The sequence below is a fragment of the Sphingomonas profundi genome (assembly GCF_009739515.1).
GTDB lineage: Bacteria > Pseudomonadota > Alphaproteobacteria > Sphingomonadales > Sphingomonadaceae > Alterirhizorhabdus > Alterirhizorhabdus profundi.
Map to the genome: position 1 here is coordinate 2,294,221 of NZ_CP046535.1, position 23,901 is coordinate 2,318,121.

At 70.0% G+C, this 23,901-nt stretch carries 28 protein-coding genes; 9 read left to right on the top strand and 19 right to left on the bottom strand.

Annotation, left to right across the window (positions count from 1 at the left end; translation table 11 throughout):
* The first annotated feature begins 48 nt into the window (after nucleotides 1-48).
* Nucleotides 49-909: an oxygen-dependent coproporphyrinogen oxidase gene (gene hemF, locus GNT64_RS10855; RefSeq protein WP_156679544.1), complete on the top strand. Its 861-nt coding sequence runs from the start codon at nucleotides 49-51 to the stop codon at nucleotides 907-909.
* Between the two features lie 5 nt (nucleotides 910-914).
* A complete protein-coding gene (locus GNT64_RS10860; RefSeq protein ID WP_156679545.1) occupies nucleotides 915-1,520 on the top strand; it encodes a GNAT family N-acetyltransferase in 606 nt (201 codons plus the stop codon).
* Here the strand turns inward: GNT64_RS10860 and GNT64_RS10865 are convergent.
* Nucleotides 1,478-2,302 carry a hypothetical protein gene (locus GNT64_RS10865; RefSeq protein WP_156679546.1) on the bottom strand — a complete coding sequence of 275 codons (825 nt, stop codon included), beginning with the start codon at nucleotides 2,300-2,302 and terminating at the stop codon, nucleotides 1,478-1,480. The genes GNT64_RS10860 and GNT64_RS10865 overlap by 43 nt on opposite strands.
* Nucleotides 2,303-2,397: 95 nt before the next feature.
* Between GNT64_RS10865 and lipB the strand changes: the two genes are divergently transcribed.
* The 3 genes from lipB to GNT64_RS10880 all read left to right on the top strand — a co-directional run bounded on the left by lipB (nucleotide 2,398) and on the right by GNT64_RS10880 (nucleotide 4,354).
* Nucleotides 2,398-3,075, top strand: coding sequence for a lipoyl(octanoyl) transferase LipB (gene lipB, locus GNT64_RS10870; RefSeq protein WP_156679547.1), 678 nt, complete (start codon nucleotides 2,398-2,400; stop codon nucleotides 3,073-3,075).
* An 89-nt stretch (nucleotides 3,076-3,164) separates the two neighbouring features.
* Nucleotides 3,165-3,434: a hypothetical protein gene (locus GNT64_RS10875; protein ID WP_156679548.1), complete on the top strand. Its 270-nt coding sequence runs from the start codon at nucleotides 3,165-3,167 to the stop codon at nucleotides 3,432-3,434.
* Nucleotides 3,435-3,685: 251 nt separating this feature from the next.
* Nucleotides 3,686-4,354 (top strand): hypothetical protein, encoded by a 669-nt coding sequence (locus GNT64_RS10880; protein WP_197276950.1) that lies wholly within the window; start codon nucleotides 3,686-3,688, stop codon nucleotides 4,352-4,354.
* A gap of 329 nt (nucleotides 4,355-4,683) precedes the next feature.
* Here GNT64_RS10880 and queE read toward each other — a convergent pair whose 3' ends face one another.
* The 9 genes from queE to GNT64_RS10925 all read right to left on the bottom strand — a co-directional run bounded on the left by queE (nucleotide 4,684) and on the right by GNT64_RS10925 (nucleotide 11,420).
* A complete protein-coding gene (queE, locus tag GNT64_RS10885) occupies nucleotides 4,684-5,328 on the bottom strand; it encodes a 7-carboxy-7-deazaguanine synthase (protein ID WP_156679549.1) in 645 nt (214 codons plus the stop codon).
* Nucleotides 5,328-6,029, bottom strand: a complete 702-nt coding sequence (queC, locus tag GNT64_RS10890) for a 7-cyano-7-deazaguanine synthase QueC (RefSeq protein WP_156679550.1) — start codon at nucleotides 6,027-6,029, stop codon at nucleotides 5,328-5,330. Before queC ends, queE begins: the two co-directional genes overlap by 1 nt.
* 232 nt (nucleotides 6,030-6,261) lie before the next feature.
* Complete coding sequence (locus tag GNT64_RS10895) at nucleotides 6,262-6,687, bottom strand: DUF3617 domain-containing protein (RefSeq protein ID WP_156679551.1); 426 nt, start codon at nucleotides 6,685-6,687, stop codon at nucleotides 6,262-6,264.
* A gap of 184 nt (nucleotides 6,688-6,871) precedes the next feature.
* Nucleotides 6,872-7,747 carry an Hsp33 family molecular chaperone HslO gene (gene hslO, locus GNT64_RS10900; RefSeq protein ID WP_156681559.1) on the bottom strand — a complete coding sequence of 292 codons (876 nt, stop codon included), beginning with the start codon at nucleotides 7,745-7,747 and terminating at the stop codon, nucleotides 6,872-6,874.
* Between the two features lie 182 nt (nucleotides 7,748-7,929).
* On the bottom strand, nucleotides 7,930-8,874 hold the full coding sequence (gene argF, locus GNT64_RS10905; RefSeq protein ID WP_156679552.1) for an ornithine carbamoyltransferase: 945 nt from the start codon (nucleotides 8,872-8,874) through the stop codon (nucleotides 7,930-7,932).
* A complete protein-coding gene (locus tag GNT64_RS10910; RefSeq protein WP_156679553.1) occupies nucleotides 8,871-10,061 on the bottom strand; it encodes an aspartate aminotransferase family protein in 1,191 nt (396 codons plus the stop codon). Before GNT64_RS10910 ends, argF begins: the two co-directional genes overlap by 4 nt.
* A gap of 149 nt (nucleotides 10,062-10,210) precedes the next feature.
* Nucleotides 10,211-10,354 (bottom strand): hypothetical protein, encoded by a 144-nt coding sequence (locus GNT64_RS10915; RefSeq protein ID WP_156679554.1) that lies wholly within the window; start codon nucleotides 10,352-10,354, stop codon nucleotides 10,211-10,213.
* Nucleotides 10,351-10,596, bottom strand: coding sequence for a hypothetical protein (locus GNT64_RS10920; protein ID WP_156679555.1), 246 nt, complete (start codon nucleotides 10,594-10,596; stop codon nucleotides 10,351-10,353). Before GNT64_RS10920 ends, GNT64_RS10915 begins: the two co-directional genes overlap by 4 nt.
* Nucleotides 10,593-11,420, bottom strand: a complete 828-nt coding sequence (locus GNT64_RS10925; RefSeq protein ID WP_156679556.1) for an ABC transporter permease — start codon at nucleotides 11,418-11,420, stop codon at nucleotides 10,593-10,595. The genes GNT64_RS10920 and GNT64_RS10925 overlap by 4 nt, the downstream gene beginning before the upstream one ends.
* Before the next feature lie 67 nt (nucleotides 11,421-11,487).
* Between GNT64_RS10925 and GNT64_RS10930 the strand changes: the two genes are divergently transcribed.
* The 3 genes from GNT64_RS10930 to GNT64_RS10940 all read left to right on the top strand — a co-directional run bounded on the left by GNT64_RS10930 (nucleotide 11,488) and on the right by GNT64_RS10940 (nucleotide 15,406).
* On the top strand, nucleotides 11,488-12,165 hold the full coding sequence (locus GNT64_RS10930; protein WP_156679557.1) for a GcrA family cell cycle regulator: 678 nt from the start codon (nucleotides 11,488-11,490) through the stop codon (nucleotides 12,163-12,165).
* Between the two features lie 55 nt (nucleotides 12,166-12,220).
* Nucleotides 12,221-14,203: a DNA topoisomerase IV subunit B gene (parE, locus tag GNT64_RS10935; protein WP_156679558.1), complete on the top strand. Its 1,983-nt coding sequence runs from the start codon at nucleotides 12,221-12,223 to the stop codon at nucleotides 14,201-14,203.
* 246 nt (nucleotides 14,204-14,449) lie between these two features.
* A complete protein-coding gene (locus GNT64_RS10940) occupies nucleotides 14,450-15,406 on the top strand; it encodes an extracellular catalytic domain type 2 short-chain-length polyhydroxyalkanoate depolymerase (protein WP_197276951.1) in 957 nt (318 codons plus the stop codon).
* Between the two features lie 13 nt (nucleotides 15,407-15,419).
* On the opposite strand, the gene GNT64_RS10945 is transcribed toward GNT64_RS10940, so the two are convergent.
* The 4 genes from GNT64_RS10945 to GNT64_RS10960 are packed head-to-tail and all read right to left on the bottom strand — an operon-like array spanning nucleotide 15,420 to nucleotide 18,698.
* Nucleotides 15,420-16,226 (bottom strand): EAL domain-containing protein, encoded by an 807-nt coding sequence (locus tag GNT64_RS10945; RefSeq protein WP_479683733.1) that lies wholly within the window; start codon nucleotides 16,224-16,226, stop codon nucleotides 15,420-15,422.
* Between the two features lie 48 nt (nucleotides 16,227-16,274).
* Nucleotides 16,275-17,063 (bottom strand): LysR family transcriptional regulator, encoded by a 789-nt coding sequence (locus GNT64_RS10950; protein WP_156679559.1) that lies wholly within the window; start codon nucleotides 17,061-17,063, stop codon nucleotides 16,275-16,277.
* 10 nt (nucleotides 17,064-17,073) lie between these two features.
* Nucleotides 17,074-17,472: a Co2+/Mg2+ efflux protein ApaG gene (apaG, locus tag GNT64_RS10955; RefSeq protein ID WP_156681562.1), complete on the bottom strand. Its 399-nt coding sequence runs from the start codon at nucleotides 17,470-17,472 to the stop codon at nucleotides 17,074-17,076.
* 17 nt (nucleotides 17,473-17,489) lie between these two features.
* On the bottom strand, nucleotides 17,490-18,698 hold the full coding sequence (locus GNT64_RS10960) for a trans-sulfuration enzyme family protein (protein ID WP_156679560.1): 1,209 nt from the start codon (nucleotides 18,696-18,698) through the stop codon (nucleotides 17,490-17,492).
* Between the two features lie 131 nt (nucleotides 18,699-18,829).
* Between GNT64_RS10960 and GNT64_RS10965 the strand changes: the two genes are divergently transcribed.
* Complete coding sequence (locus GNT64_RS10965) at nucleotides 18,830-19,381, top strand: glutathione peroxidase (RefSeq protein WP_156681563.1); 552 nt, start codon at nucleotides 18,830-18,832, stop codon at nucleotides 19,379-19,381.
* 161 nt (nucleotides 19,382-19,542) lie between these two features.
* On the opposite strand, the gene recO is transcribed toward GNT64_RS10965, so the two are convergent.
* From recO to GNT64_RS10990, 5 genes are all read right to left on the bottom strand, one after another.
* Nucleotides 19,543-20,274 (bottom strand): DNA repair protein RecO, encoded by a 732-nt coding sequence (gene recO, locus GNT64_RS10970; protein ID WP_156679561.1) that lies wholly within the window; start codon nucleotides 20,272-20,274, stop codon nucleotides 19,543-19,545.
* Nucleotides 20,275-20,331: 57 nt separating this feature from the next.
* The gene (gene uvrC / locus GNT64_RS10975; RefSeq protein WP_156679562.1) at nucleotides 20,332-22,254 is read right to left on the bottom strand and encodes an excinuclease ABC subunit UvrC; all 1,923 of its coding nucleotides are present in this window, start codon (nucleotides 22,252-22,254) and stop codon (nucleotides 20,332-20,334) included.
* Between the two features lie 217 nt (nucleotides 22,255-22,471).
* Nucleotides 22,472-23,107 (bottom strand): F0F1 ATP synthase subunit B family protein, encoded by a 636-nt coding sequence (locus tag GNT64_RS10980; RefSeq protein ID WP_197276952.1) that lies wholly within the window; start codon nucleotides 23,105-23,107, stop codon nucleotides 22,472-22,474.
* Between the two features lie 11 nt (nucleotides 23,108-23,118).
* Entirely contained in the window at nucleotides 23,119-23,613 is a 495-nt protein-coding gene (locus GNT64_RS10985; protein WP_156679563.1) for a F0F1 ATP synthase subunit B family protein, read from the bottom strand.
* 59 nt (nucleotides 23,614-23,672) lie between these two features.
* Nucleotides 23,673-23,900 carry a F0F1 ATP synthase subunit C gene (locus tag GNT64_RS10990; protein ID WP_156679564.1) on the bottom strand — a complete coding sequence of 76 codons (228 nt, stop codon included), beginning with the start codon at nucleotides 23,898-23,900 and terminating at the stop codon, nucleotides 23,673-23,675.
* Nucleotide 23,901: the final 1 nt, after the last annotated feature.

Here is a 23,901-nt window from a genome sequence, read left to right on the forward strand (position 1 = left end):
CTGGCATCGCCACCGGCAGGTGATGCGACGGACAGGATGCGGACCGGAATGATCGAGTTGGACGGCCAGCAGCAGGCGGCGCGCGACTGGTTCGAGAGCCTGCGGACCCGCATCTGCGCGGCCTTCGAGGCGATCGAGCGGGAGGCCGGCAGCGACGCCGCGTTCGAGTATCTGCCGTGGACGCGGGAGGGCGAGGCCGGCACCGCGGGCGAGACGGGCGGCGGCGTGCGCGGGCTGATGAAAGGCCGCGTGTTCGAGAAGGTCGGCGTCAACGTCTCCACCGTCGGCGGCGCCTTCGCCCCCGATTTCGCCGGCACCATCCACGGCGCGGCGGAGGATCCCCGCTTCTTCGCCACCGGCATCAGCCTGGTCGCCCACATGGCCAACCCGCACGTGCCGGCGGTGCACATGAACACGCGCTTCCTCGTCACCACCAAGCGCTGGTTCGGCGGCGGCGCCGATCTCAACCCGCCAATCCCCTATGCGGAGGATACCGCCGCCTTCCACGCGGCGCTGAAACAGGCCTGCGATGCCAACCCGCCCGGCGACTATGATCGCTATAGCAAGTGGGCGGAGGAATATTTCTGGATCCCGCACCGCAACGTGGCGCGCGGCGTCGGCGGAATCTTCTACGATCATCTCGACTGTGCCGACGATGCCGCCTTCGGCGCGAACCTCGCCTTCACCCGCGCGGTGGGCGAGGCATTCCTCGCCGTGTTTCCGCCGATCGTCCGCCGCCGCATGGGGCTGCCGGCCAGCGAGGATGAGCGGGCGACGATGCTCGCCTATCGCGGCCGCTACGCCGAGTTCAACCTGGTCTACGATCGCGGCACCCTGTTCGGCCTCAGGACCGGCGGCAATATCGACGCCATCCTGATGAGCCTGCCGCCCGTCGCCACCTGGGCCTGATCGCCGTGGCGCTCACGCCCGTGCCGCCCGGCCACATCGCCACGATCGTCACCTCGCTGGACATGGCGGCGCGGCCGCGCCCGGCGCCGATCCCGCCCGCCCCGTTCCGCCTGGTGCGGTGGCCGGCGCCGACGCCGGATCGCTACCGCGCGCTGTTCCGCCGGATCGGCCAGCCGTGGCTCTGGTTCTCGCGGCTGGCGATGGACGACGCGACCCTGCTCGCCACGATCGCCGATCCGGCGGTGGAGGTGTTCGCCGTCACCGATCGGCAGGGAATCGAGATCGGCTTCCTCGAACTCGACTTCCGCCTGCCCGTCACCTGCGAACTCGGCTATCTCGGCTTCGTGCCGGAACTGGCCGGCAAGGGCCACGGCCGCTGGCTGATGGCGCACGCGCTGGGCCTCGCCTGGCGCCGCGGGATCGATCGGGTGTGGGTGCACACCTGCACGCTCGATCATCCGGCGGCGCTCGGCTTCTACCGCCGCAGCGGCTTTCGCCCCTATGCGCAGGCGATCGAGACCTTCGCCGATCCCCGCCTCGCCGGCCTGCTGCCGCGCGACGCCGCGCCTCAGATCCCGCTCTTCGACCCGGCCGATCGCCCCGCCAGCTGACGGTAGAGGTTCGCCAGCATCACGTAGAACCACGTGAGGAAGGCGGCGTTGGCCAGCCCGCGCAGCAGATCCAGCAGCAGCCGCCCCAGCGCCTCGTCGCCCAGCAGCCGGCCCAGCGCCAGCAGCACGGTGCCGCCCGCCGTCACCACCGCCACGGCGGCGATCACGCTCGCCGCGACGAACAGCAGGACGAAGCCGAGCAGCCGCCAGAACAGCCCGCGCGTCATCTCCCACGATCGCGCGATGGTGGCGAACACGCCGCGCCGCTCGCCCACGGCCACCGTGTTCAGCAGCAGCAGCCGCACCATCGCAAAGACGAGGCCGAGCGCGATCGCCACCAGATACAACAGCAGCAGCAGCGCGAAGGCCGGGTTCAGCCGCTGCACCGCCCCCTCCCCGCCCAGCACGATCGGCAGCGCCGGCGCGGCCACCAGCGCGAAGCCGATTCCCAGCAGCAGCGACGATCCGACCGCCACCGGAAAGCGCCCGCCCGCCTCGCGCATCGCCTCCGCCACGCTGATGCCGGGGCGCAGCGCCAGCAGGCTCAGCACCAGCGATGCGAACAGGGTGACGAGCAGGTTCAGCGGGTTGGCCAGCAGCGCCGGCTCGAACGCGCCGGCGGCAGCGCCCTTGGCCATCACCGCCGCCGACGGCCGCACCCGATCCAGCACCACCCCCGGCAGCACGATCAGCGCCAGCGCGACCGGCACCAGCAGCGCCGCCTCGCGGCGCACGATCGCATTGGTGTCGTCCCAGGCCGTCGAGAAAGAAACAGGTGCCATCGATCCTCCGTTCGGCCCGCTTGTAGGCGCGGGCGGCCGGCGGGCGCAATCGCCGGAGGCTTGATCCCGTACCGCCCGCGCAGCACAAGGCGCGGATGAACGGTGCGAGCGATGCCGCCCCAGCGGCGGTCGAATGGCGGATCTCGGAGGGGCTGACCCCCTATCCGGAGGCGCTGGCGGCGATGGAGGCGCGGGCGGCGGCGATCCGCGCCGGCACGGCGGGCGAGCTCGTCTGGCTGGTCGAGCATCCGCCGCTCTATACCGCCGGCACCAGCGCCGCCGCGACGGAACTGCTCGCGCCCGGCCGCTTCCCGGTCTACCCGGCCGGGCGTGGCGGGCGCTACACCTATCACGGCCCCGGCCAGCGGGTGGGCTATCTGATGCTGGACCTCGATGCGCGCAGCCGCGACGTGCGCCGCTTCGTCCACGCGCTGGAAGGCTGGCTGATCGCCGCCCTCGCCGATCTCGGCGTCGCCGCGCGGCAGGAGGAGGGCCGCGTCGGCATCTGGGTGGGCGAAGGCTCCGGCGAGGCGAAGATCGGCGCGATCGGCGTCAGGGTGCGCCGGTGGGTGACGCTGCATGGCTTCGCGATCAACGTGGCGCCGGATCTGTCGCATTTCGCCGGCATCGTGCCGTGCGGCCTCGCCGACTTCGCCGTCACCAGCCTCGCGGCGCTGGGCCGGGACGCCACGATGGCCGGGCTCGATCTTGCACTGCGGCGGCACTTTCCGGCATTTCTCGCGTCTTTGACGCACTGCACCGAGAAGTCTTGAGGCGCAGCCACTTTGTGGCTAATGTCTACCACGGTTTGGATATTATGGCCCTCAGAGCCGGACCAGATCGACTATCTAGGGAGTCTGATATGCGTGATCTCTTTTCCAAGCTGATGACCGCTTCGATGGTCGCGGGTGCGGCACTGCTCGTCTCCGCCTGCGGCAGCAGCGAAACCACGACTGCGAACACCACCGCCGAGATGAACAGCATGGAGCCTTCGATGGAAGGTTCGATGAACGACGTCACCGCGGTCGACGCCACGATGGGCGCGGACTCGAACATGATGATGGACAACTCCATGGGCAATTCCATGGACTCCAACATGATGGAGTCGAACAGCATGGGCAACGCGATGTAAGACGCCGCAAGGCGTACCATCACGGCTTGAACGGGGGGCCGTCCGGACGTCCGGGCGGCCTTTTCGATTCGGCGGCGTATCGGCATTCCGCCGCATCCCGTTGATGTGACCCGTCGATTCTGTTGCATCGTAGGACAGGCGTGCGGCATAAGCGGCGCGCCGCGCATCGCGCGGTGGCACATGGGCGGGGGCCGCATGGCCGAGGCAGACCGGGCGGCCCGCCGATCGGGCCGTGGCGGAGGAGTGTGACAATGGCCTACCGTTCCTATCGGCTGATCGCCGCGACTGCGGCACTGAGCCTCGGCACCAGCTTCAGCGCCCAGGCTTCCGCTTATCTGTTCTGGCGCCCCCCGGTGTTCGCCGGCGCGCCGGTGAAGGGGGACGAGCCCGGCCTCGGCCTGCCGATGCCGAAAGCCACCGCCAAGGAATATCAGGCGCATCTGCTGTGGAACATGCGCGCCGGGCTGAACGTCGCCGCGCTGCAATGCCAGTTCGCGCCGGCGCTGATGACGGTGCGCAACTATAACGATCTGTTGAGGCAGCATAGCGCCGAATTGAACGGCGCCTATTCGGCGATCACCGCCTATTTCAAGCGCACCGGCGGCAAGGGCTGGCAGACCGCGCTCGACGAATACACCACCAAGACCTATAACGGCTTCTCCACGCTCTACGCCCAGCTCGGCTTCTGCGAGACGGCGGGGTCGATCGGCCGCGACGCGCTGGAACGCCGCAAGGGCGACCTGTACCTCACCGCGCAGGAGCGGATGCGCGAGTTCCGCAACAGCCTGGTGCCGGCAGGCGACGGCCTCTACCCGCTGCGCCCGGCGCGTCTGACGATGCAGCTGAACCTGCCCTCGCTCGACGAGAAATGCTGGGACAAGCGCAACCAGCTGCGCAAGCGCTGCGGCGGCGACGCCTGAGCGGAGCGGAGCCCGCCTGAGGCGGCTTCCGATCCGTTAGCAGCGGATCGCCGCTCGTGGTTCCTCGTCCGCCGCGACTTCCGCGCCGGCAGACGAACGCATCGCGCACCAGTGCGGTCCCTCTCTCGAACCTTGTGTCGAGCGCAGTCGAGACACGCCTTCCGCTGCCGTGAGAGCGCGTTGCCCGCGCCAGGTTCGCCCCTCGACTTCGCTCGGGGGAAAGCTCTGGGCTCGGGGAAAGGCTCTGGGCTCGGGGAAAGGCTGTGGGCTCGGGGAAAGGCTGTGGCCGGCTGCGGTGGGCAGGCATCCACCTGCCCTCGAAAGTCGCTCTACCGCAGGCCGATCAGCTTGTGCGTCTGCGTGGAGAGGCGCCAGCGCGGGTGGGTCATCACGAAGCGGATAGCCGCCCGCCGCGCGTCGTCGCTGCCCGGCCCGTCCATCGGCGAGATCATGTGGTGGCTGAACGCCCAGCCCTCCATCGCGATATGGTCCAGCCCGGGCTGCGGCCACACCAGCTTCAGCTCGTCGCCCTGGCGCAGCACGATCTCGGTGCCGGCCTTCGGGCTGACGCACAGCCAGTCGATCCCCGGCGGGCGCGGCTGGGTGCCGTTGGTCTCCACCGCGATCTCGAAGCCGCGACCGGCCAGCGCCGCCGTCAGCGCCGCATCCACCTGCAGCAGCGGCTCGCCGCCGGTCAGCACGGCGAAGGCGCGGTCTGCCGGCCCCTCCAGCCCTTCCAGCCACAGCGCCGCCGCCGCATCGGCCAGCGCGTCGGCATCGGCGTAGCGCCCGCCCTGGTCGCCGGAGATGCCGACGAAGTCCGTGTCGCAGAAGCGGCAGTCCGCCGTCGCCCGGTCCCGCTCCCGGCCGGACCACAGGTTGCAGCCGGCGAAGCGGATGAACAGCGCGCGGCGGCCGGTGTTCATCCCCTCGCCCTGCAAGGTGACGAACATCTCCTTCACGGCATAGGGCATCAGGCGCTCGCCGCGTAGCGGGTGGGATCGGGCAGACCGGCCTCGGCATAGCCCTTGGCGCGCAGCCGGCAGCTGTCGCACAGGCCGCAGTGCAGCGCCCCCGGCGCGGGATCGTAGCAGGACCAGCTGAGCCCCGCGTCCAGCCCCAGCCGATCCGCCTCGATCGCGATATCGGCCTTGGACATAGCCTGCAGCGGCGCGTGGATCCGCACCCGATCGCCTTCCACCCCGGTCTTGGTGGCGAGATCGGCGAGCGTCTGGAAGGCGGCGATGAACTCCGGCCGGCAATCGGGATAGCCGGAATAATCGAGCGCGTTCACGCCGAGGAAGATGTCCCGCGCGCCGCACGCCTCGGCGAAGCCGAGCGCCAGCGAGAGGAAGATGGTGTTGCGCGCCGGCACGTAGGTGCTGGGGATGCCCGGCCCGACGCCGTCCTTCGGCACGGCGATGTTGGCCGTCAGCGCCGATCCGCCGAACAGCGTCAGGTCCAGCGGCATCAGCACATGCCGCCGCGCGCCGAGCATCGTCGCGATCCGCCGGGCCGCCGCCAGTTCCACCAGATGGCGCTGGTTGTAGTTGATCGTCAGCGCCTCGATCGCGAAGCCGCGCTCGCGTGCCAGGCCGCCCGCCACCATCGAATCGAGGCCGCCGGACAGCAGCACGACCGCGCCGGGCGCCGTTTCCCTTGCCGATATCTGCATGGTGCACGGCTAACCGATTTCACGGACGCGCGAAAGCGCCGGAAAAGAACGGGCCGCCCGGATGATGGGGCGGCCCAGGGATCGGCTTCGCAGCCAGCTAGGGAGGATATCATGCCAACCGGCACGATCTGCGTGATAGCGGCGAAAGCCTAAACCGGCGGTTAACGAGGATCAGGAGCGGCCCGTACGGGTCGGGTCGGGTCGCCCGTCGGCGACGTGCGGAGAGCTGTCCTCAGCGGCTGGCGCTGCGGGCCGGGCAGTCACCCGTCCGCCGCGCATCCGCTTCGAAGGCGAAGGGCGCGTTGTCGGCGATGCCTTGGGTCGAGATGCGGACGGCATTGGCGGTCGCGACGCGCAGGGTCGTGCGCCCCCAGCCGGCGCTCGGGCAGCTATAGTGGACGGTGGCGCTCGCCTTCTCGTCGGCGATCACCAGCCGGCTGCACGCGCTGGCGCGATGGCGGATCTGGATCAGCGCCTCGGGATTGGTCACGCACATCGCGCGCGGCCGCTCGCCGGCGATGCGCAGCAGCCACTGGCCGGGCGCGATCGGCGCGAGCGCGTTCAGCACCGGCTGGGCGGCGGCGGGGGCGGCGGCCGAGAGGCCGGCGGCCAGGATGAAGGCGGGGGCGGCGCGAGTGAGCGCGCGGACGATCGACATGGCACTTCCTTCCTGCGTTGCACCGCCGGGGCGGAGGTTTCCCGGCGGCACCCGGATCGATCCCTTCGGAAACGATCCGCCGCGACGCGCCTGCCGGATGCCACGCTCTATAGGGGTGCGTGCCCGACAGTCATGTGACGATCGTCACTGGTCAGGCGCAAAGTGACGGCACCGGCGAAAAAAGTCAGGCGGCAAGATCGGCGAGCGCGATCGAGAAGCGGCGCGAACAGAATTCGCAATCGACATGGATCAGCCCGTGCTCGTCGGCCATCGCCGCCTGCTCCTCGGCCGGGAAGCGCGCGATCACATCGCGCGTGTGCTGCGGATTGCAGCGGCACCCGCGCGAGATCGCGGTGGTCTCCAGCACGCGCACCTCGGCCTCCTCGTTGAACAGCCGCCAGGCGATCGCCTCGGGCGAGAGCGTCTCGTCGGTCAGCTCCGCGGGGCTGATCGTCGTCGCCAGCGCGCGCACATGCTCCCACTCCGGATGGTCGAGCCGGGTGTGCAGCCGCTCGCGCCCCTCCTCGCCCTCCGGCAGGTGCTGCAGCATGATGCCGCCGGCGATGTGGCCGGCATCGCCGCGGAACACCGTCGCCAGCCGCACCAGGCTGGGGATCTGCTCCGACTGGCTGAAATAGCTCTCGGCCGCCTCGGCCAGCGAACCGCCTTCCAGCGGCACGATGCCCTGATAACGTTCGCCCGTCACCGCCTGGTCGAAGGTGATCGCCAGATACCCCTTGCCGAACAGCCCGAACAGGGATGGCTCGACCGGCGCCTCGGCCAGCCGGTCGGGATCGTGCCGCACATAGCCGCGCATCTCGCCGCCGCGATAGTCGCACACCAGCAGGTCCACCGCGCCGCCCTCCGTCTGCGCCTGCAGGGTCAGCTGCCCCTCCTTGTGCTTCAGGGTGGAGCCCAGCAGCGCCGTCAGGGTCAGCGCCTCGGCCAGCAGACGCGCGATCCTTGGCGGATAGGCGTGGCTGGCGAGGATGGCGTCCAGCGCCGGGCCGAGCCGCACGATGCGCCCGCGCGCATGCCGCGCCGGGATCGTGAAACCCATAACGGTGTCGACATGCACCGCGATGCCGGGCGCGCCCTCCGCGCCGTTTCCATTCGTGCTGGCCAAGATCATGATCCCGCTGCGCCGGCGGCACGCCGGCTGGTGCCGCTAATGTTGGGAGTACCCGCGCGGGAGACAAGCCGCGCCCGCCCGCCCCACGCCCCGGCAGAGGAACCCCGGGGTCAGCCGATCAGGCCGAAACACCATAGCAGCACCGATTTCTGGCCGTGCAGGCGGTTCTCCGCCTCTTCCCAGATCGCCGATTGCGGCCCGTCGATCACCGCCTCCACCACCTCCTCGCCGCGATGCGCCGGCAGGCAGTGGAGGAAGGTCGCGTCGGGCGCCGCCGCCGCCATCACCGCCGGCGTCACCTGGAACGGCATCATCGCCGCCAGCTTCGCCTCGGCCTGCGCCTGCCCCATCGAGATCCAGGTATCGGTGACGACCACATCCGCCCCCGCCACCGCCGCCAGCGGATCGCGCGTGATCGTGATCCGCGCATCCGATCGCCCGAGCAATCGCGCCTGCGAGTCCGACAGCACCTGCGCGTCCGGCTCATAGCCCTCCGGACAGGCGATCCGCACGTCGAAGTGGAGCAGGCTACCCGCCTCGATGATCGAGTGCAGCACGTTGTTGCCGTCACCCAGCCACGCCCAGGTCGATCCGGCGAGCCTCGGCTTGCGATCGAGCACCGTCAGCATGTCGGCGATGATCTGGCAGGGGTGCGACCGATCGGTCAGGCCGTTGATGACCGGCACGGTCGCATGGCGCGCCATCTCGATCACCTTCGCGTGATCGTCGGTGCGGATCATGATCGCGTCGACGTAGCGCGACAGCACCCGCGCCGTGTCGGCAACCGATTCTCCCCGGCCCAGCTGCATCGCGCCGGCGTCCATCACGATCGTGGTGCCGCCCAGCTGACGCATCGCCATGTCGAACGACACGCGGGTGCGCGTGGAGTTCTTCTCGAAGATCATCGCCAGCGTGTGCCCGGCAAGCGGTGCATCGGCATCCGTCCGGCCCTTCGGCCAGCCGCCCCGCGCCTGCTTGCGATCCAGCGCGTCCGCCAGCATCGCCGCCACGCCGTCCCCCCCGGCGTCGACGAGATCGAGGAAGTGGCGCGTCACGCGGCCACCTCATAATCCCGCGCACCGGCCGAAAGCTTCTCGACGAACTCGGCGATGTGCGCGTCCTCGATTACCAGCGGCGGCAGGATGCGCACCACATTCTCGCCGGCCGAAACCGTCAGCAGGCCGTGATTGTCGCGCAGATGCGCCACGAAGGCGCGCGCCTCGGCCCGCTCCTTCAGCTTCAGGCCCAGCATCAGGCCCAGCCCGCGCACGCTCTCGAACAGGCCGTCATGGTTGGGGATCATCTGTTCGAGCGCCTGGCGCAGCCGCTCGCCTTTGGCGCGGACGTTGGCCAGGAAGGCGTCGTTCACCACCACGTCCATGATCGCCGTCGCCGCCGCCATCGCCAGCGGGTTGCCGCCGTAGGTGGATCCGTGGGTGCCGAACACCATGCCCTTGGCCGCATCCTCGGTGGCGAGGCAGGCGCCGAGCGGGAAGCCGCCGCCGATGCCCTTGGCCACCGCCATGATGTCCGGCACGATGCCATATTGCTCATGGGCGAAGAAGGTGCCGGTGCGGGCGTAGCCGCACTGCACCTCGTCCAGGATCAGCAGCAGGCCGTGCCGGTCGGCCAGATCGCGCAGGCCGCGCAGGAACTCGGTCGTCGCGGGCGTCACCCCGCCCTCGCCCTGCACCGGCTCCACCAGGAAACCGGCGGTGGAGTCGTCGATCGCCGCCTCGGCCGCCGCCAGATCGTTGAACGGTACCACCGTGAAGCCCGGCAGCAGCGGCTCGAACCCGTCGCGCATCTTCGGCTGGTTCGTCGCCGAGATGGTGCCGAGCGTACGCCCGTGGAAGGCGTTGTTGAACGAGATCAGCGTGTGCCGCTGCGGCGCGCCGTTGGCGAAGTGGAAGCGCCGCGCCGTCTTGATCGCGCACTCCACCGCCTCCGCGCCGGAATTGGTGAAGAACACCGTGTCGGCGAACGTCTCGTCCACCAGCCGCTGTGCCAGCGCCTCGCCCTGCGGCGAACCGTAGAGGTTCGAGACGTGCATCAGCGTCGCCGCCTGATCCGCGATGGCCTTCACCAGCGCCGGATGGCCGTGGCCGAGAATGTTCACCGCGATGCCGCTGGCGAAATCGAGATAGCGCTCGCCCTGCTCGCCGATCAGGTAGCAGCCCTCGCCGCGCACCGGGCGCACGCCGCACCGCGGGTAGACGGGCATGAGCGGCGTGATCGTCATCGCAGGCACTCCTTCTTCGGCTGGCCTTCCTCGACCGGCCTTTGTTGACCCGGTCGTCGGCGGGAAAGCGGAACTCCGGAAACGCAAAAAGGCGGCCCGTTGCCGGCCGCCTGATCGAAACGCGCGTCTAGGATCGCGCGAGGTGGGTGTCAATCGTTACTGGTAGAGCGGTGGGAGGCTGCGGCGCGTGCCCGGCGGAACTGAACGACCTTCATGCCGACCAGCGCGATCACCGATATGCCGATGGCCATCAGGCCGGGTGCCAGCTCGGCGACTTGCGGTGACAGGGTCATCGATCTTCCTCCGCGTGGAGCAGATGCAGCAATTTCCACCCGGACCATATAGTCAACATCGCGCCCGTCGACCAGAGCAACGCCGTTCGGTCGGTTGCGCCGCTCACATAGATCCGCGCCGCGATCGTCGCCACCAGGGCCGGCCCAAGGTTGAAGAGGAGCCCGGAGACTGCCTTCACCCGCTCGTTCGCGATAAGCGTCTCTGATCGTGAACGATCAGGCGCCTCCTCCTCCCCGCTCACGCCTTCAGCTTCCAGCCTTTCTCCAGCGCATAGTAGCAGGTGATCGCCAGCGCCACGTTCACCACCAGCAGCAGCACCGATCCCACCACCAGCGGGGAATCGGATATGCCGAGGAAGCCGTAACGAAACCCGGAGATCACGTAGAAGAACGGATTGGCATGGCTGATCCCGCGGAACACGCCGTGCAGGCTCTCCACCGAGTAGAAGGTGCCCGACAGCAGCGACAGCGGCTGCACGACGAAGTTCGTCACCGCCGCGGCATGATCGAACTTCTCCGCCCAGATGGACGTCAGCACGCCCAGCAGCGAGAGCAGCGCCGATCCCATCAGGCCGAACCACAGGACGGCCCAGGGGTGCCGCGGCAGCACGCTCACCCCCGGCCACAGGCTCATGGCGAGCCACACGGCGGCGCCCACCAGCACCGCCCGCGTCATCGCCGCGCCCACCAGCGCCGCCAGCAGCTCGCCGGTGGAGATCGGCGGCATCAGATAATCGATGATCGTGCCCTGTATCTTGCCCACCAGCAGCGAGAAGCTGGCATTGGCGAAGGCGTTCTGCATCATGCCCATCATGATGAGGCCGGGGGCGATGAAATTGGCGAAATGCTGGCCCATCACCATGCGCCCGCCACCGCCCAACGCCACCGTGAAGATCACCAGGAACAGCAGGGTCGTCACCGCCGGCGCCCAGATCGTCTGGAGCTGCACCTTGAAGAACCGTCGCACCTCCTTCACATAGAGGGCGCGCATTCCTCCCCAGTTGATCAGCGGGATCACCGGCACGCCGGGGGTGGAGAGCATCCTGTTCGAAGGCTGGTCGGTCATGGGCGTTTCGCCTATCGACTGCCGGCCGGCGCCGCAAGCGCGGCGCGGTAGCCTGGGAAGTGACGTGATGAGCTGGACGGACGAACGCATCGATCAACTGAAGCGGCTCTGGGAACAGGGCATGACGGCCAGCCAGATCGCCGACGAGCTCGGCGGCGTCAGCCGCAACGCGGTGATCGGCAAGGCCCACCGCCTGGGCCTGCAGTCGCGCCCCTCGCCGGTCCGCTCGGCGGAGCCGGCGGCGGCGGCGCCGGACCATGAGGCGGAGGCGCCGAGGCCGCCCGTCGTCGAGCCCTCCCCGTTCGAGCCGGAGGAGGCGCCCGCGGCACCCGTCGTCGTGCCCGAGGCGGACGAGGAGGAGGCCGCCGCGCCCGTCGTGGCCGCCGCGCCCGCGCCGGTGCCGCCGCAACCGATGATCCGCTCGATCGGGCCGGGCGGCTTCCAGCGCCAGGGGCCGGGCGACCAGCACCCGCCCGCCACGCCGGCCCCGCCGCGCCGCCTGGTGCCGGCCAAGCCATCGGCCGACATGGCCGGCAAGACGAGCCTGCTCGAACTCAACGACAAGATCTGCAAGTGGCCGCTCGGCCATCCGGGCGAGCCGGACTTCCACTTCTGCGGCGAGGCGATCAACCCGGGCTTCCCCTACTGCCTCGATCACTGCTCGGTGGCGTATCAGGCGCAGCTGCCGCGCCGCGATCGCCGCCCGCCGCCGCCGCTGCCGTTCGGCGGCCCGCGCGTGCGCTGAGGCGGCGCCGGCCGCGCGGCTGGCGCCGGCCACGCGCGCCGCTATAGAACGAATCATGTCCGACGATCTCTTCGCCTCCGGCCCGTCCGCCACGGGCGGCACGTACGACGCCTCCTCGATCGAGGTGCTGGAGGGGCTGGAGCCCGTCCGCCGCCGCCCCGGCATGTATATCGGCGGCACGGACGAGCGCGCCTTCCACCACCTGGCCGCCGAGGTGCTGGACAATGCGATGGACGAGGCGGTGGCCGGCCACGCCACCCGCATAGACGTGTCGCTCGCCGCCGGCGACAGGCTGACCATCGTCGACAACGGCCGCGGCATCCCGGTCGATCCGCACCCGAAGTTTCCCGGCAAGTCGGCGCTGGAGGTCATCCTCACCACGCTCCACTCCGGCGGCAAGTTCAGCGACAAGGCCTATGCCACCAGCGGCGGCCTGCATGGCGTGGGCGTCAGCGTGGTCAACGCCCTCTCCTCCGATACGGTGATCGAGGTCGCGCGCAACCGGGAGCTGTTCCGCCAGACCTTCGCGCGCGGCCTGCCCACGTCCGCGCTGGAGAAGGTGGGGCCGGCGCCCAACCGCCGCGGCACCAGCGTGGCCTTCACGCCGGACGTGGAGATCTTCGGGCCGAACGCGCACTTCAAGCCCGGCCGGCTGCACCGCCTCGCCCGCTCCAAGGCGTATCTCTACGCCGGCGTCGAGATACGCTGGCGCTGCGATCCCGCGATCATCGGTGACGACACGCCGGCCGAGGCGGTGTTCCAGTTTCCCGGCGGCCTCTCCGATCACCTGCGCGAGCAGATCGGCGCGCGCGAATGCGCCACCGCCGATTTCTTCGCCGGCCGACAGGATTTTCCGGGCGCCGCCGGTTCGGTCGAGTGGGCGGTGGCGTGGCCGCTCTGGTCGGACGGCAGCTACAGCTATTACTGCAACACCATCCCCACGCCCGACGGCGGCACGCACGAGCAGGGCCTGCGCGCCGCGATCGTCAAGGGCCTGCGCGCCTTCGCCGATCTCGCCGGCCAGAAGAAGGCGAAGGATCTCGCGCCCGAGGACGTGATGACGGGCAGCGAGCTGATGCTCTCCGTCTTCATCCGCGACCCGCAGTTCCAGAGCCAGACGAAGGACCGCCTGACCAGCCCGGAGGCCGCCGGCCTCGTCGAGAAGGCGGTGCGCGACCATTTCGATCATTTCCTCAGCCACAATATGGAGCGCGGCAAGGCGCTGCTCGGCTACGTGCTCGATCGCATGGACGAGCGGCTGCGGCGCAAGGCCGAGCGGGAGGTGAAGCGTAAGACGGCCACCTCAGCGCGCAAGCTGCGCCTGCCCGGCAAGCTCACCGATTGCGCCAACGACGATCCCAAGGGCACCGAGATCTTCATCGTCGAGGGCGATTCCGCCGGCGGCTCCGCCAAGCAGGCGCGCGATCGCAAGACGCAGGCGATCCTGCCGATCCGCGGCAAGATCCTCAACGTCGCCTCCGCCAACGCCGCCAAGATCGCCGGCAACAGCGAGATCGCCGATCTGATCCAGGCGCTCGGCTGCGGCACGCGCGACCGCTGCATACCCGACAATCTGCGCTACGAGCGCGTCGTCATCATGACCGACGCCGATGTCGACGGCGCCCACATCGCCACCCTGCTGATGACCTTCTTCTTCCAGGAGATGCCGGAGCTCGTCCGCCGCGGCCATCTCTACCTCGCCCAGCCGCCGCTCTACCGCCTCGTGTCGGGCGCGAGGAATGCCTATGCCCGCGACGACGGCCATCGCGCGGAGCTTGAGCGCACCATGTTCAAGGGCAAGAAGGTGGAGGTCAGCCGCTTCAAGGGCCTCGGCGAGATGAACCCGCAGCAGCTGCGGGAGACGACGATGGACCCGAAGACGCGCGGGATGCTGCGCGTGACGCTGCCGCAGGAATATGAGGAGCGGGCCAGCGTGCGCGATCTCGTCGATCGGCTGATGGGCAAGCATCCCGAGCATCGCTTCGCCTTCATCCAGGCCAATGCCGCCCAGCTGGACGAGGAAGCGATCGACGCCTGAAGCAGCGGATCGCGCCGCGCAAGACGACGCGTGCGGTGTATCCGCTTGCCGCAAGTCGACGGAGCATCCGGCCATGATCCCGCCAGGTTGACGCAAACACCGCTGGCAGATGGCAGGCGGCGGGCGCATGATCGCGGTGGGAGGATGCCGGGGCGCGGGGCCATGATGGCGCGGGGGGGAACTCTCATGCATCCTGTGCGCGTCCTGACGATGCTTGTCGGGCTGTTGATCTGGTCTGGCGCGGCGGTGGCCGATCCCCTGCCCCGTCTTGGGGCGGACGGCAGCCGGGTCTCCGTGTCCGGCCTCTCCTCCGGCGGCTATATGGCGGTGCAATATGAGATCGCCTATTCCGCCAGCACGATCGGCGCGGGCATCGTCGCGGGCGGCCCGTACGACTGCGCCGGCATCTATCTGTGGCTCACCCTCAGCGTGTGCATGCAGGGCCATCCCACCGGCACGACATCGTGGCGCGCGGCGCGCGCCTTCGCCAGGAACGGGCTGATCGATCCCGCCGCCGGCGTCGCCGCCCACCGCGTCTATCTGTTCAGCGGCACGCGGGACAGGATCGTCGCGCCATCGGTGATGGACGGGTTGCGTGACTTCTACCATGCGGCGGGCGTCCCGCCCGCCAGCCTCGTCTATGTCAACACCGTGCCGGCCGGCCACGCCTTCATCTCGGTCGACACCGCCAGCGCGGACTGCGCCGCCAACGGCGACACCTATATCGATCGCTGTACCGTCGCCGGCCGGCCCTACGATCAGCCGCAGGCCATCCTCGGCCACATCTACGGCCCCCTTCAACCCAAAGCGACGACGCTCACCGCCACGCCCGTCGCCTTCGACCAGGGCGTCTACGCCTCGCCGCTCGCGCAGATGGCGCCCCGGGGGTTCGTCTACGTGCCCAGGGCGTGCCGGGATGCGCCGGGGTGCGCCGTGCATGTCGTGTTCCACGGCTGCGGCCAGAGCGCGCTGTCGGTAGGCGACGACGTCTACGGCAAGCTCGGCTACAATGCATGGGCGGACGGCAACCGCATCATCATGCTCTACCCGCAGGTGAACGGAAGCCCGGCCAATCCGAACGGCTGCTGGGACTGGGTCGGCTATACCGGCATCAACTTCATGCTGCGCGATGGGCCGCAGCTCGCCGCCGTCAAGGCGATGGTCTCCCGCCTGGTGAGGGCGCCGGACCCGGCCGCGCCGTGAGCGCGGCGGCGGCTCACCCCGCCTGCGCGATCCGCTCCGCCCGCATCGGCATCTCCACCACAGGCAGCCGCTCGAAGCCCGGCCTGGCGAACAGAAAACCCTGGATGTAGCGCACGCCGATCGCGCGCAGCGCCGCCAGCTCGCCCTCGGTCTCGATCCCCTCGGCGATCACGGTCATGCCCAGCGCCTCGCTCATCTTGACGACGCCGTCCACGATCATCCGGCGCGGCAGGCTGGCGTCGAGGTCGCGGATCAGCTCCATGTCCAGCTTGATGATGTCGGGCTGGAAGCGGGCGAGCAGGTTCAGCCCGGCATAGCCCGCGCCGAAATCGTCGAGCGCGGTGCCGAACCCCATCTTCTTGTAGGTGGCGATGATGTTCGCCACGTGCGCCGGATCCTTCATCTCCTCATTCTCGGTGAACTCGAAGATCAGCCGGTCGGTCGGGAAGTCGATCGCCCGCGCCGTCTTCAAGGTCAGCTGGATGCAGGCGGCCGGCGAGTAGACGGCGTTCGGCAGGAAGTTGATCGAGAGCCGCGCCGGCGTGGCGAGCAGCCCCGCCCTGGCCGCCGTCTCGATCGCCTTCACCCGGCACCGCTGATCGAAGGTGTAGCGGTTCGCCTCCGTCACCTGGCTCAGCACGCTCCACGCGCCTTCGCCGTCCGGCCCGCGCACCAGCGCCTCATAGGCGAAGGGCACGCCTTCGGCGACGTCCATGATCGGCTGGAACGCCATCGAGAAGTCGAAGTCCAGCGCGGCGCCGTCGCGGCAGCCTGAACATGCGGCGGAGCGGCCCGAGGCCGGAGCGAGTTCCTGTCTCATAGGCTAAGTCTAGGAGAGAGGCCGTTAAAAAACTGCAAGCAAAAGGATTTAGCCGAGCAGCGCGGCAACCAGCGCGCGAACCTTCTTCTGGCGCCACTGCGGCGTCGGCGCGATCAGCCAGTAGCCGCGCGACGAGAGCGGGCCGTCGTCCACCCGCGTCACCCGGCCGGCGGCGAGATCCGCCTCGGCCAGCAGCGCCGGCACGCAGGCGCGGCCGAACCCCGCCGCCGCCGCGTCGATCGCCAGGCCGGCATCGGCGACGCTCACCAGCGCCGTGCCGTCCTGCGCCGGGCTGCCCGGCCAGCCGATCGCCGCATCCGGCGCGTCCGGCCCGCCGACGACGACGTGGCCGGTGCCGCCGAGCGCCGCGCCCTCATGCTCCCCCGGCCCTTCCGCCAGGCGGATCGCCAGATCGAGATTGGCCTGCGTGAAATCGAGCTCCTCGTCGCCGCCCAGCAGCACGAAGCGCAGCTCCGGATCGGTGCGGCCATAGGCCGCCAGCCGCGCGCCCAGCCACTTGGCGGTGAAGTCGCGCGGCGCGGCGATCGTCAGCGTCTTGCTCGATTGCCCGGCCTGCATCGCCCGCACCGCCTCCTCGAACTGGAGGAAGCCGGCGCGCAGCGCGTCCAGCCCGGCGGCGCCCTCCGGCGTCAGCTCCAGCCCCTTGGCGGTGCGGCGGAACAGCACGACGCCCAGCGTATCCTCCAGCGCGCGGATCTGCTGGCCGACGGCCGCCGGCGTCACCGCCAGCTCGTCCGCCGCGCGGGTGAAGGAGAGGTGGCGCGCGGCCGCGTCCAGCACGCGCAGGCCGTTCAGCGGCAGGTGGGTACGCTTCATGGCCGCCGGCTCACCGCGCCACCGCCGGCCCGATCAGCGGAAAGCGGGGGATCGCCGCCTCGAAGCTCGATCCGTCCTCGCTCACCATGTGGTAGCTCCCCTCCATCGCCCCGGTGGGCGTCTGGAGCGGGCAGCCGGAGACATAGTCGTAGCTGGCGCCCGGCTCGATCACCGGCTGCTCGCCCACCACGCCCTCGCCGCGCACCTCGTGGCGGGCGCCGCGCCCGTCCGTGATCGTCCAGTGCCGGTGGAGCAGCTGCACCGCCGCCGGCCCCTCATTCTCCAGCCGGATATGATAGGCCCAGAACCAGCGGCCCTTCGCCGGCTCGGACTGTTCGGGCAGGAAGCTCACCGACACCCGCACCACCACGCCGCGCGTGGTCGCGACGTGCGGGAACAGCATCTTCATCGCATCGCTGCCGACGGTCACAGCCGCGCCGCCTTCAGCGCGCGATCGAGATCCTCGATCACGTCGGCGGGATCCTCCAGGCCGACGTTCAGGCGCAGCATGCCCTCCTCCACGCCCATCTCAGCCCGCACCTCGGCCGAGAGGCCGGCGTGCGTGGTGGAGGCGGGGTGCGTCATCAGCGATCGCGAATCGCCGATGTTGTTCGATATGTCGACCAGCTCCAGCGCATCCAGCAGCGCATGCGCCTGCGGCCGCCCGCCATCGACGAACAGCGACAGGATGGTGCCGCCCGCCGCCATCTGCCGCATCGCCAGCGCGTGCTGCGGATGGCTCTCATGCCCCGGATACAGCAGGCGCGGCACGCGCGTGGCCAGGAAGCGCGCCACCGCCAGCGCATTCTCGCTCTGCCGGCGGATTCGCAGGTCCAGCGTCTCCAGCCCCTTCAGCACCACCCAGGCGTTGAACGCGGAGAGGGTCGGGCCGGTGTTGCGGGTGAAGGCCAGCAGCGTCTCGTTGATGAACTTGGCCCTGCCGCACACCGCGCCGGCCAGCACCCGGCCCTGTCCGTCCATCATCTTGGTGGCGGAATACGCGACGATGTCCGCGCCATAATCCATCGGCCGCTGGAGGACGGGGGTGGCGAATGCGTTGTCGACGATGCTGGTGATGCCGCGGTCGCGCGCCAGGCCGCACACCGCCGCCAGATCGACGATGTCCATCGTCGGGTTGGCCGGCGTCTCGAAGAAGAACACCTTGGTGTTGGGGCGGATCGCCCGCGCCCACGCCGCATCGTCGCGCGCGTCCACGATCGTCGCCTCGATGCCGAAACGCGGCAGCAGCGTGTCGGTCAACCAGCGGCACGATCCGAAGGCGGCGCGCCCGGCGACGAGATGGTCCCCCTGCGAGAGCTGGCACAGCAGGGCCGCCGTCATCGCCGCCATGCCGCTCGCCATCGCGCGGCACGCCTCGGCGCCCTCCATCAGCGCGATCCGCTCCTCCAGCATCTCCACCGTGGGGTTCTGCAGGCGCGAATAGGTCATGCCCTGCTGCTCGCCGGCGAAGCGGGCGGCGGCGTCGGCGGCGCAATCATAGGCGTAGCCGCTCGTCAGGAAGATCGCCTCGCTCGTCTCGCCATAATGCGATCGCGCGGTGCCGCCGCGGATCGCCTGCGTCGCGGGGCGCCACTTGGCGGTGATGGTGCGATCCTGGCCGGCGAGCTTCTTCATGCGGGTTCCTTGGGCGTTGGCGCCCGCTTTGCCGCGCGAAGCCGATCCGCGTCAATGCGGCCCGGCCCGCTGGCGGTTGACTTGGCGGGCGCGGACAGGAGAATTGGGCGAAACCGCAGGCGAGGACGATGATGACCGACCTTCAGGCAATTCCGCTCACCACGATCAAGGGCCAGCCGGCCACGCTTGCCGACTATGCCGGCCAGGTGCTGCTGATCGTGAACACCGCCTCCAAATGCGGCCTCACGCCGCAATACGGCCCGCTGGAGGCGCTCCACCAGAAGTATCACGATCGCGGCTTCAGCGTCCTGGGCTTCCCGGCCAACGATTTCGGCGCGCAGGAGCCTGGAACGGACGAGGAGATCGCCGAATTCTGCCTCTCCAACTTCAACATCGGCTTCCCGATGTTCGCCAAGATCGCCGTCAGCGGGGAGGAGCGGCACCCGCTCTACCAGGCCCTGATCGACGGCCAGCCGCAGGCGACCGAGCGCGACTCGGGCTTCCGCGACAAGCTCGCCCGCTACGGCATCGCCCCCGGCGCGCCCAGCGACGTGCTGTGGAACTTCGAGAAGTTCCTCGTCGGCCGCGACGGCAAGGTCGTCGGCCGCTTCACCCCGGATATCACGCCGGAAGACCCGCTGATCGTCGAGGCCGTGGAGGCGGAACTGGAGAAGGCCGCCTGATCCGGTAACGGCGGCGTCCCCCGCCCCAACCATCGTCATCCCGGCGGACGCCGGGATCCATCGATGCGGTGCGCCTGAGGGTTCAGCGAACCACCGTCCATGGATCCCGAATCAGGTCCGGGATGACGGAAAAGTCGTCTGCTCCCACAACCGCCGCCGCCTCAGCCGGTGATCCGCCTGATCCGCGCGATCATCCGCTCGCGGGCGGCGAGCACCGCCGCCCGCCGCTCCGTCAGCAGATCGCGCGAGAGGAAGTGGCCGGTCAGCCGCAGCCCGTCGAGGATGCCGCCCCAGTCCGCCTCCCCCCGGCCCAGCAGGAAGGCCGGCAGCGGCAGCAGCCGTTCGGCATAGGGCGCGCCCGCCGCCCGGCCCACGGCCGCGCCGCTCTTTGGGCTGACGTAGAGGAGGTCGTCGCGCCCGCCGGTCGCCGCGCACGCCGAGAGGTCCAGCCCGAAGCCGAGTTCGGCGAGGATCAGCAGCTCGTAGCGCACCAGCGCCGCCGCCCAGCCGCGCGCCGCCGGCGCCGCCTCCACCGCCGCCAGCACGCCGTCCAGCGCGGCGTGCAGGCGCGGATAGGGCTGCGCCTCCGGCAAAGCGGCGGCGGTGAGCGCGGTCGTCCAGTCGATCGCGGCGGCGGCCAGCGGCTCGCCATGCAGCCCGGCGCGGCTGTGGACCAGCTCCACCGTCAGCGCCGGCAGCTGCTCGTCGGTGCGCGCACGATATTCGGCCTGCACCACATTGCCCGCCAGCAGCACCGGCCGCAGCCGGCGGGATCGCCCGCCGCGCACGTAGCCGGCGCGCAAGCCATCCGCCGGCGTCAGCAGCCGCGCGACGGCACCATGCTCGCCATGCGCCAGCACGCCGCAGACGATCGCTTCGGTGGAGATGTGCATCGACGCGGAAGGTAGCGGCTGGCCTCGCCCGGCGCCATCGCACCCGCCCGGTGCCCCTCACCCGCCCGGATGGAAATAATCCCACACCGCCCGCGCCGTCGCCTTCGACACGCCGGGCGCGCGTTCCAGATCCGCCAGGGCGGCGCCGCGCACCGCCTTGGCCGTGCCGAAGTGCATCAGCAGCGCCTTCTTGCGGGAAGGGCCGATTCCCGGCACCTCGTCCAGCGGGCTCGCGGTGAACGCCTTGGCGCGCTTGGTGCGGTGGGCGCCGATGGCGAAGCGGTGCGCCTCGTCGCGGATGCGCTGGAGGAAGAACAGCACCGGCGAGTTCAGCGGCAGCATCGATTCGCGCCCGTCGGGCGTGTGGAAATGCTCGCGCCCGGCATTGCGGTCCGGCCCCTTGGAGATGCCGACGATCGGCACGTCCTGCACGCCCATCTCCTCCAGCGTCGCCGCCACGGCGCTGACCTGGCCCTTGCCGCCGTCGATCAGCAGCAGGTCCGGCCACTCGCCGCCCCGGCGATCCGGATCCTCCTGCTCCAGCCGGGCGAAGCGCCGCTCCAGCACCTCGCGCATCATCGCGAAATCGTCGCCGGCGGTCGTCTCCGGGCGCTTGATGTTGAACTTGCGATAGGCGTTCTTGCGGAACCCCTCCGCCCCCATCACGATCATCGCGCCGACCATGTTGGTGCCCATGATGTGGCTGTTGTCATAGCATTCGATCCGGCTCGGCGGCCCCTCCAGCCCGAACAGATCGGCCACCTCCTGCATCAGCCGACCCTGCGTGGTGCTCTCGGCCAGACGGCGGTCCAGCGCCTCCACCGCGTTGCGCTTCGCCTGCTCCAGCAGCTTGCGCTGGTCGCCGCGCTGCGGCTGGCGCAGCGACACCTTGCGCCCGGCGCGTTCGGACAGCGCCTCGCACAGCAGCTCCGCCTCCGGCAGGTCGCGGTCCAGCAGGATCAGCCGGCCGGGCGGCACCTCCTCGTAGAATTGCACCAGGAAGCTCGCCAGCACCTCCTCCTCCGGCACCTCGGCGGTGTGCGCCGGGAAGAAGCTGCGATGCCCCCAATTCTGCCCGCCGCGGATGAAGAAGGCCTGGATGCCCATCACGCCCTGCTTGCAGGCGAGCGCGAACACGTCCGCATCGCCGATCCCCTCGGCGTTGATCGCCTGCGCGCCCTGGATGAAGGTGAGCGCGCGCAGGCGATCGCGGTAGACCGTGGCCAGCTCGAAATCCATCGCCTCGGCCGCCGCCGTCATGGCCGCGCCCAGCTTCTGCTGCACCTGGGTGGACTTGCCGGCCAGGAACGCCTTGGCGTCGTTCACTAGCTCCGCATATTCGGTTGGCGCGATGCGATCGACGCATGGGGCCGAGCATCGCTTGATCTGGTGCAGCAGGCACGGGCGCGATCGGTTGGCGAAGAAGCTGTCGGTGCAGGATCGCAGCAGGAACAGCTTCTGCAGCGCGTTCAGCGTGCGGGTGACGGAACCCGCGCTGGCGAACGGCCCGTAATATTGTCCCTTCGCCCGCCTTGCGCCGCGATGCTTCTGCACGCGCGGAAAGGCGTGGTCCTCGCGCAGCAGGATGAAGGGGAAGCTCTTGTCGTCGCGCAGCAGCACATTGTAGGGCGGCCGGTAGCGCTTGATCAGCTGCGCCTCCAGCAGCAGCGCCTCGGCCTCGGTGTTGGTCGTGACGATCGTCATCGATCGCGTCTGCGCCACCATGCGGCTGAGCCGCTTCGGCAGCCGCGCCACCTGCGTGTAATTGGCCACCCGGTTCTTCAAGGCGCGCGCCTTGCCGACGTACAGCACCTCGCCCTTGGCATCCTGCATGCGGTAGACGCCGGGGCGGATCGGCAATGTCTTCAGCACGTTGCGGATCGCGGCGACGCCCGCGTCAATATCCGGCCGGTCCGTGCCGCGCACGGTGTAGACGGATTTTTCCTCGTTGAAGCGGTCGGTCGTGGGCGTTTCTGTCACGATCGGGATTTAGGCTCGCTCGGCCGGATACGCCAGATGCGGCTGCCGCTCGCCGCGCGCCGGAACACCCTGGCATCCTTGTGTCGAGCGAAGTCGAGACACGCGCTCACGTCATTCGCCGGATCGCTGGCAAATGCCCCCCGACTGCGCTCGGGACAAGGTAGGGCGGTCGCGGGGAACAGCAGGCCGACGAAACAGGGCGAAAACGTAACCCGCGTCAGTTCAGCCGCGTGCCGCCCAGCCCGGCGATCGTCTGGTCCACCAGCGCGCGGTCGGCGCCGGCATCGTGGCGGCCGCCGATGATCTGCGCGGCGGCGGCGGCGGCGGCGCGGGCGGCAGTGGCGCGCACGTCGGCCAGGGCGGCGCGCTCGGCGGCGCCGATCTTGTCCTCGGCCATGCGGCCACGGCGCTCGATCAGGGCGGCGGCGTTGGTGCGCGCCTGCGCCATGATCGTCTCGGCCTCCTCGCGGGCGTGGGCGACGATCGCCTCCGCCTCGCTGGCGGCCGCGGCGGATTTCGCCTGATATTCCGCCCGCAACGCCTCGGCCTCGGCGCGCAGGCGGCTCGCTTCATCCAGCTGGGCGCGGATGCCGGCGATCTTCTTGTCCAGCGCCTTGCCGATCACGGCCGGCACCTTCTTCCACAGCATGATCGCGATCACGAACAGCATCGCGATCGAGACCCAGGCCGTGGCGTTCAGCCCCAGCGCGGTGGGATCGAGATGCGCCGGGCCGCTATGCTCGGCGGTGGAGGCGGTGCCGGTCATGCCTTCCAGCTTGTCGGCATCGGCCAGGTTGCCGGCGATCTCGGCGTTGACGTCGGCGTTCGTGGCGGCGTGGGGAGCGGTGCTCATGATGGCGATCCTCAGCCCTGGGCCAGCGCGGAGCGGACGGCGCCCTGCGCCTCGCCGCGATCGACGGTGACGCCGGAGATGCGCGAGACGATGTCCTGTACGGCCTCCGCCGCGACATCCTCGATGCTGGCGAGCGCATCGGCACGCGAGGTGGCGATGCGGGCGGTGGCCGCCTCGTTCTGCGCCGCCAGCTCGGCATCGCGCGCCTTCACCTTGGCCTCGCTGTCACGCGCGGCCTGCGCCTTGGCCTCCTGCGTCGCCTTCAGCGCGCTGGCGCGGGCGGCGTCCATCGCCGCGCGATAGGCCTCCTCGGTGGCGTCCGCCTCGGCGCGGGCGCGCTGGGCGGTGGCGAGATCGTCCGCGATCTTCTTGTCGCGCGCGTCGACGGTCGATTCGATCTTCGGCAGCATCGCCTTGCCGATCCCGAAGTAGATCAGGCCGAAGACGATGAGCAGCCAGAAGATCTGCGACGCGTAGGTAGCGGCGATCTGGGCGATCTGAGGCATCGAGGAGTCCCGGAAATTGGGTCGGGGCCGGCGCGCGGCCGGCCCCGGAAAACGTCAGGTCAGGCGACGAACAGCAGGATCATCGCGACGACGAACGCCAGCAGGCCCAGCAGCTCGGCCGCGGCGAAGCCGATGAACAGGCGGCCCTGCTGGCCGTCAGCGGCGGCCGGGTTGCGCAGCGCGCTCTCCAGGAACGAGCCGAACACGTTGCCCACGCCCAGCGCGGCCATGCCCACGCCGATCGCGGCCAGACCGGCACCCACCAGCTTTGCGGCTTCTGCGTCCATG

What these genes read in the sequence shown, in the direction of transcription:
- hemF (WP_156679544.1), top strand. Translation starts at nt 49, where the DNA reads ATGATCGAGTTGGACGGCCAGCAGCAGGCGGCGCGCGACTGGTTCGAG.
- GNT64_RS10865 (WP_156679546.1), bottom strand. Translation starts at nt 2,302, where the DNA reads ATGGCACCTGTTTCTTTCTCGACGGCCTGGGACGACACCAATGCGATC.
- lipB (WP_156679547.1), top strand. Translation starts at nt 2,398, where the DNA reads ATGAACGGTGCGAGCGATGCCGCCCCAGCGGCGGTCGAATGGCGGATC.
- GNT64_RS10875 (WP_156679548.1), top strand. Translation starts at nt 3,165, where the DNA reads ATGCGTGATCTCTTTTCCAAGCTGATGACCGCTTCGATGGTCGCGGGT.
- GNT64_RS10880 (WP_197276950.1), top strand. Translation starts at nt 3,686, where the DNA reads ATGGCCTACCGTTCCTATCGGCTGATCGCCGCGACTGCGGCACTGAGC.
- queE (WP_156679549.1), bottom strand. Translation starts at nt 5,328, where the DNA reads ATGCCCTATGCCGTGAAGGAGATGTTCGTCACCTTGCAGGGCGAGGGG.
- queC (WP_156679550.1), bottom strand. Translation starts at nt 6,029, where the DNA reads ATGCAGATATCGGCAAGGGAAACGGCGCCCGGCGCGGTCGTGCTGCTG.
- GNT64_RS10895 (WP_156679551.1), bottom strand. Translation starts at nt 6,687, where the DNA reads ATGTCGATCGTCCGCGCGCTCACTCGCGCCGCCCCCGCCTTCATCCTG.
- hslO (WP_156681559.1), bottom strand. Translation starts at nt 7,747, where the DNA reads ATGGGTTTCACGATCCCGGCGCGGCATGCGCGCGGGCGCATCGTGCGG.
- GNT64_RS10910 (WP_156679553.1), bottom strand. Translation starts at nt 10,061, where the DNA reads ATGACGATCACGCCGCTCATGCCCGTCTACCCGCGGTGCGGCGTGCGC.
- GNT64_RS10915 (WP_156679554.1), bottom strand. Translation starts at nt 10,354, where the DNA reads ATGACCCTGTCACCGCAAGTCGCCGAGCTGGCACCCGGCCTGATGGCC.
- GNT64_RS10925 (WP_156679556.1), bottom strand. Translation starts at nt 11,420, where the DNA reads ATGACCGACCAGCCTTCGAACAGGATGCTCTCCACCCCCGGCGTGCCG.
- GNT64_RS10930 (WP_156679557.1), top strand. Translation starts at nt 11,488, where the DNA reads ATGAGCTGGACGGACGAACGCATCGATCAACTGAAGCGGCTCTGGGAA.
- parE (WP_156679558.1), top strand. Translation starts at nt 12,221, where the DNA reads ATGTCCGACGATCTCTTCGCCTCCGGCCCGTCCGCCACGGGCGGCACG.
- GNT64_RS10945 (WP_479683733.1), bottom strand. Translation starts at nt 16,226, where the DNA reads ATGAGACAGGAACTCGCTCCGGCCTCGGGCCGCTCCGCCGCATGTTCA.
- GNT64_RS10950 (WP_156679559.1), bottom strand. Translation starts at nt 17,063, where the DNA reads ATGAAGCGTACCCACCTGCCGCTGAACGGCCTGCGCGTGCTGGACGCG.
- apaG (WP_156681562.1), bottom strand. Translation starts at nt 17,472, where the DNA reads ATGAAGATGCTGTTCCCGCACGTCGCGACCACGCGCGGCGTGGTGGTG.
- GNT64_RS10960 (WP_156679560.1), bottom strand. Translation starts at nt 18,698, where the DNA reads ATGAAGAAGCTCGCCGGCCAGGATCGCACCATCACCGCCAAGTGGCGC.
- GNT64_RS10965 (WP_156681563.1), top strand. Translation starts at nt 18,830, where the DNA reads ATGACCGACCTTCAGGCAATTCCGCTCACCACGATCAAGGGCCAGCCG.
- recO (WP_156679561.1), bottom strand. Translation starts at nt 20,274, where the DNA reads ATGCACATCTCCACCGAAGCGATCGTCTGCGGCGTGCTGGCGCATGGC.
- GNT64_RS10980 (WP_197276952.1), bottom strand. Translation starts at nt 23,107, where the DNA reads ATGAGCACCGCTCCCCACGCCGCCACGAACGCCGACGTCAACGCCGAG.
- GNT64_RS10985 (WP_156679563.1), bottom strand. Translation starts at nt 23,613, where the DNA reads ATGCCTCAGATCGCCCAGATCGCCGCTACCTACGCGTCGCAGATCTTC.
- GNT64_RS10990 (WP_156679564.1), bottom strand. Translation starts at nt 23,900, where the DNA reads ATGGACGCAGAAGCCGCAAAGCTGGTGGGTGCCGGTCTGGCCGCGATC.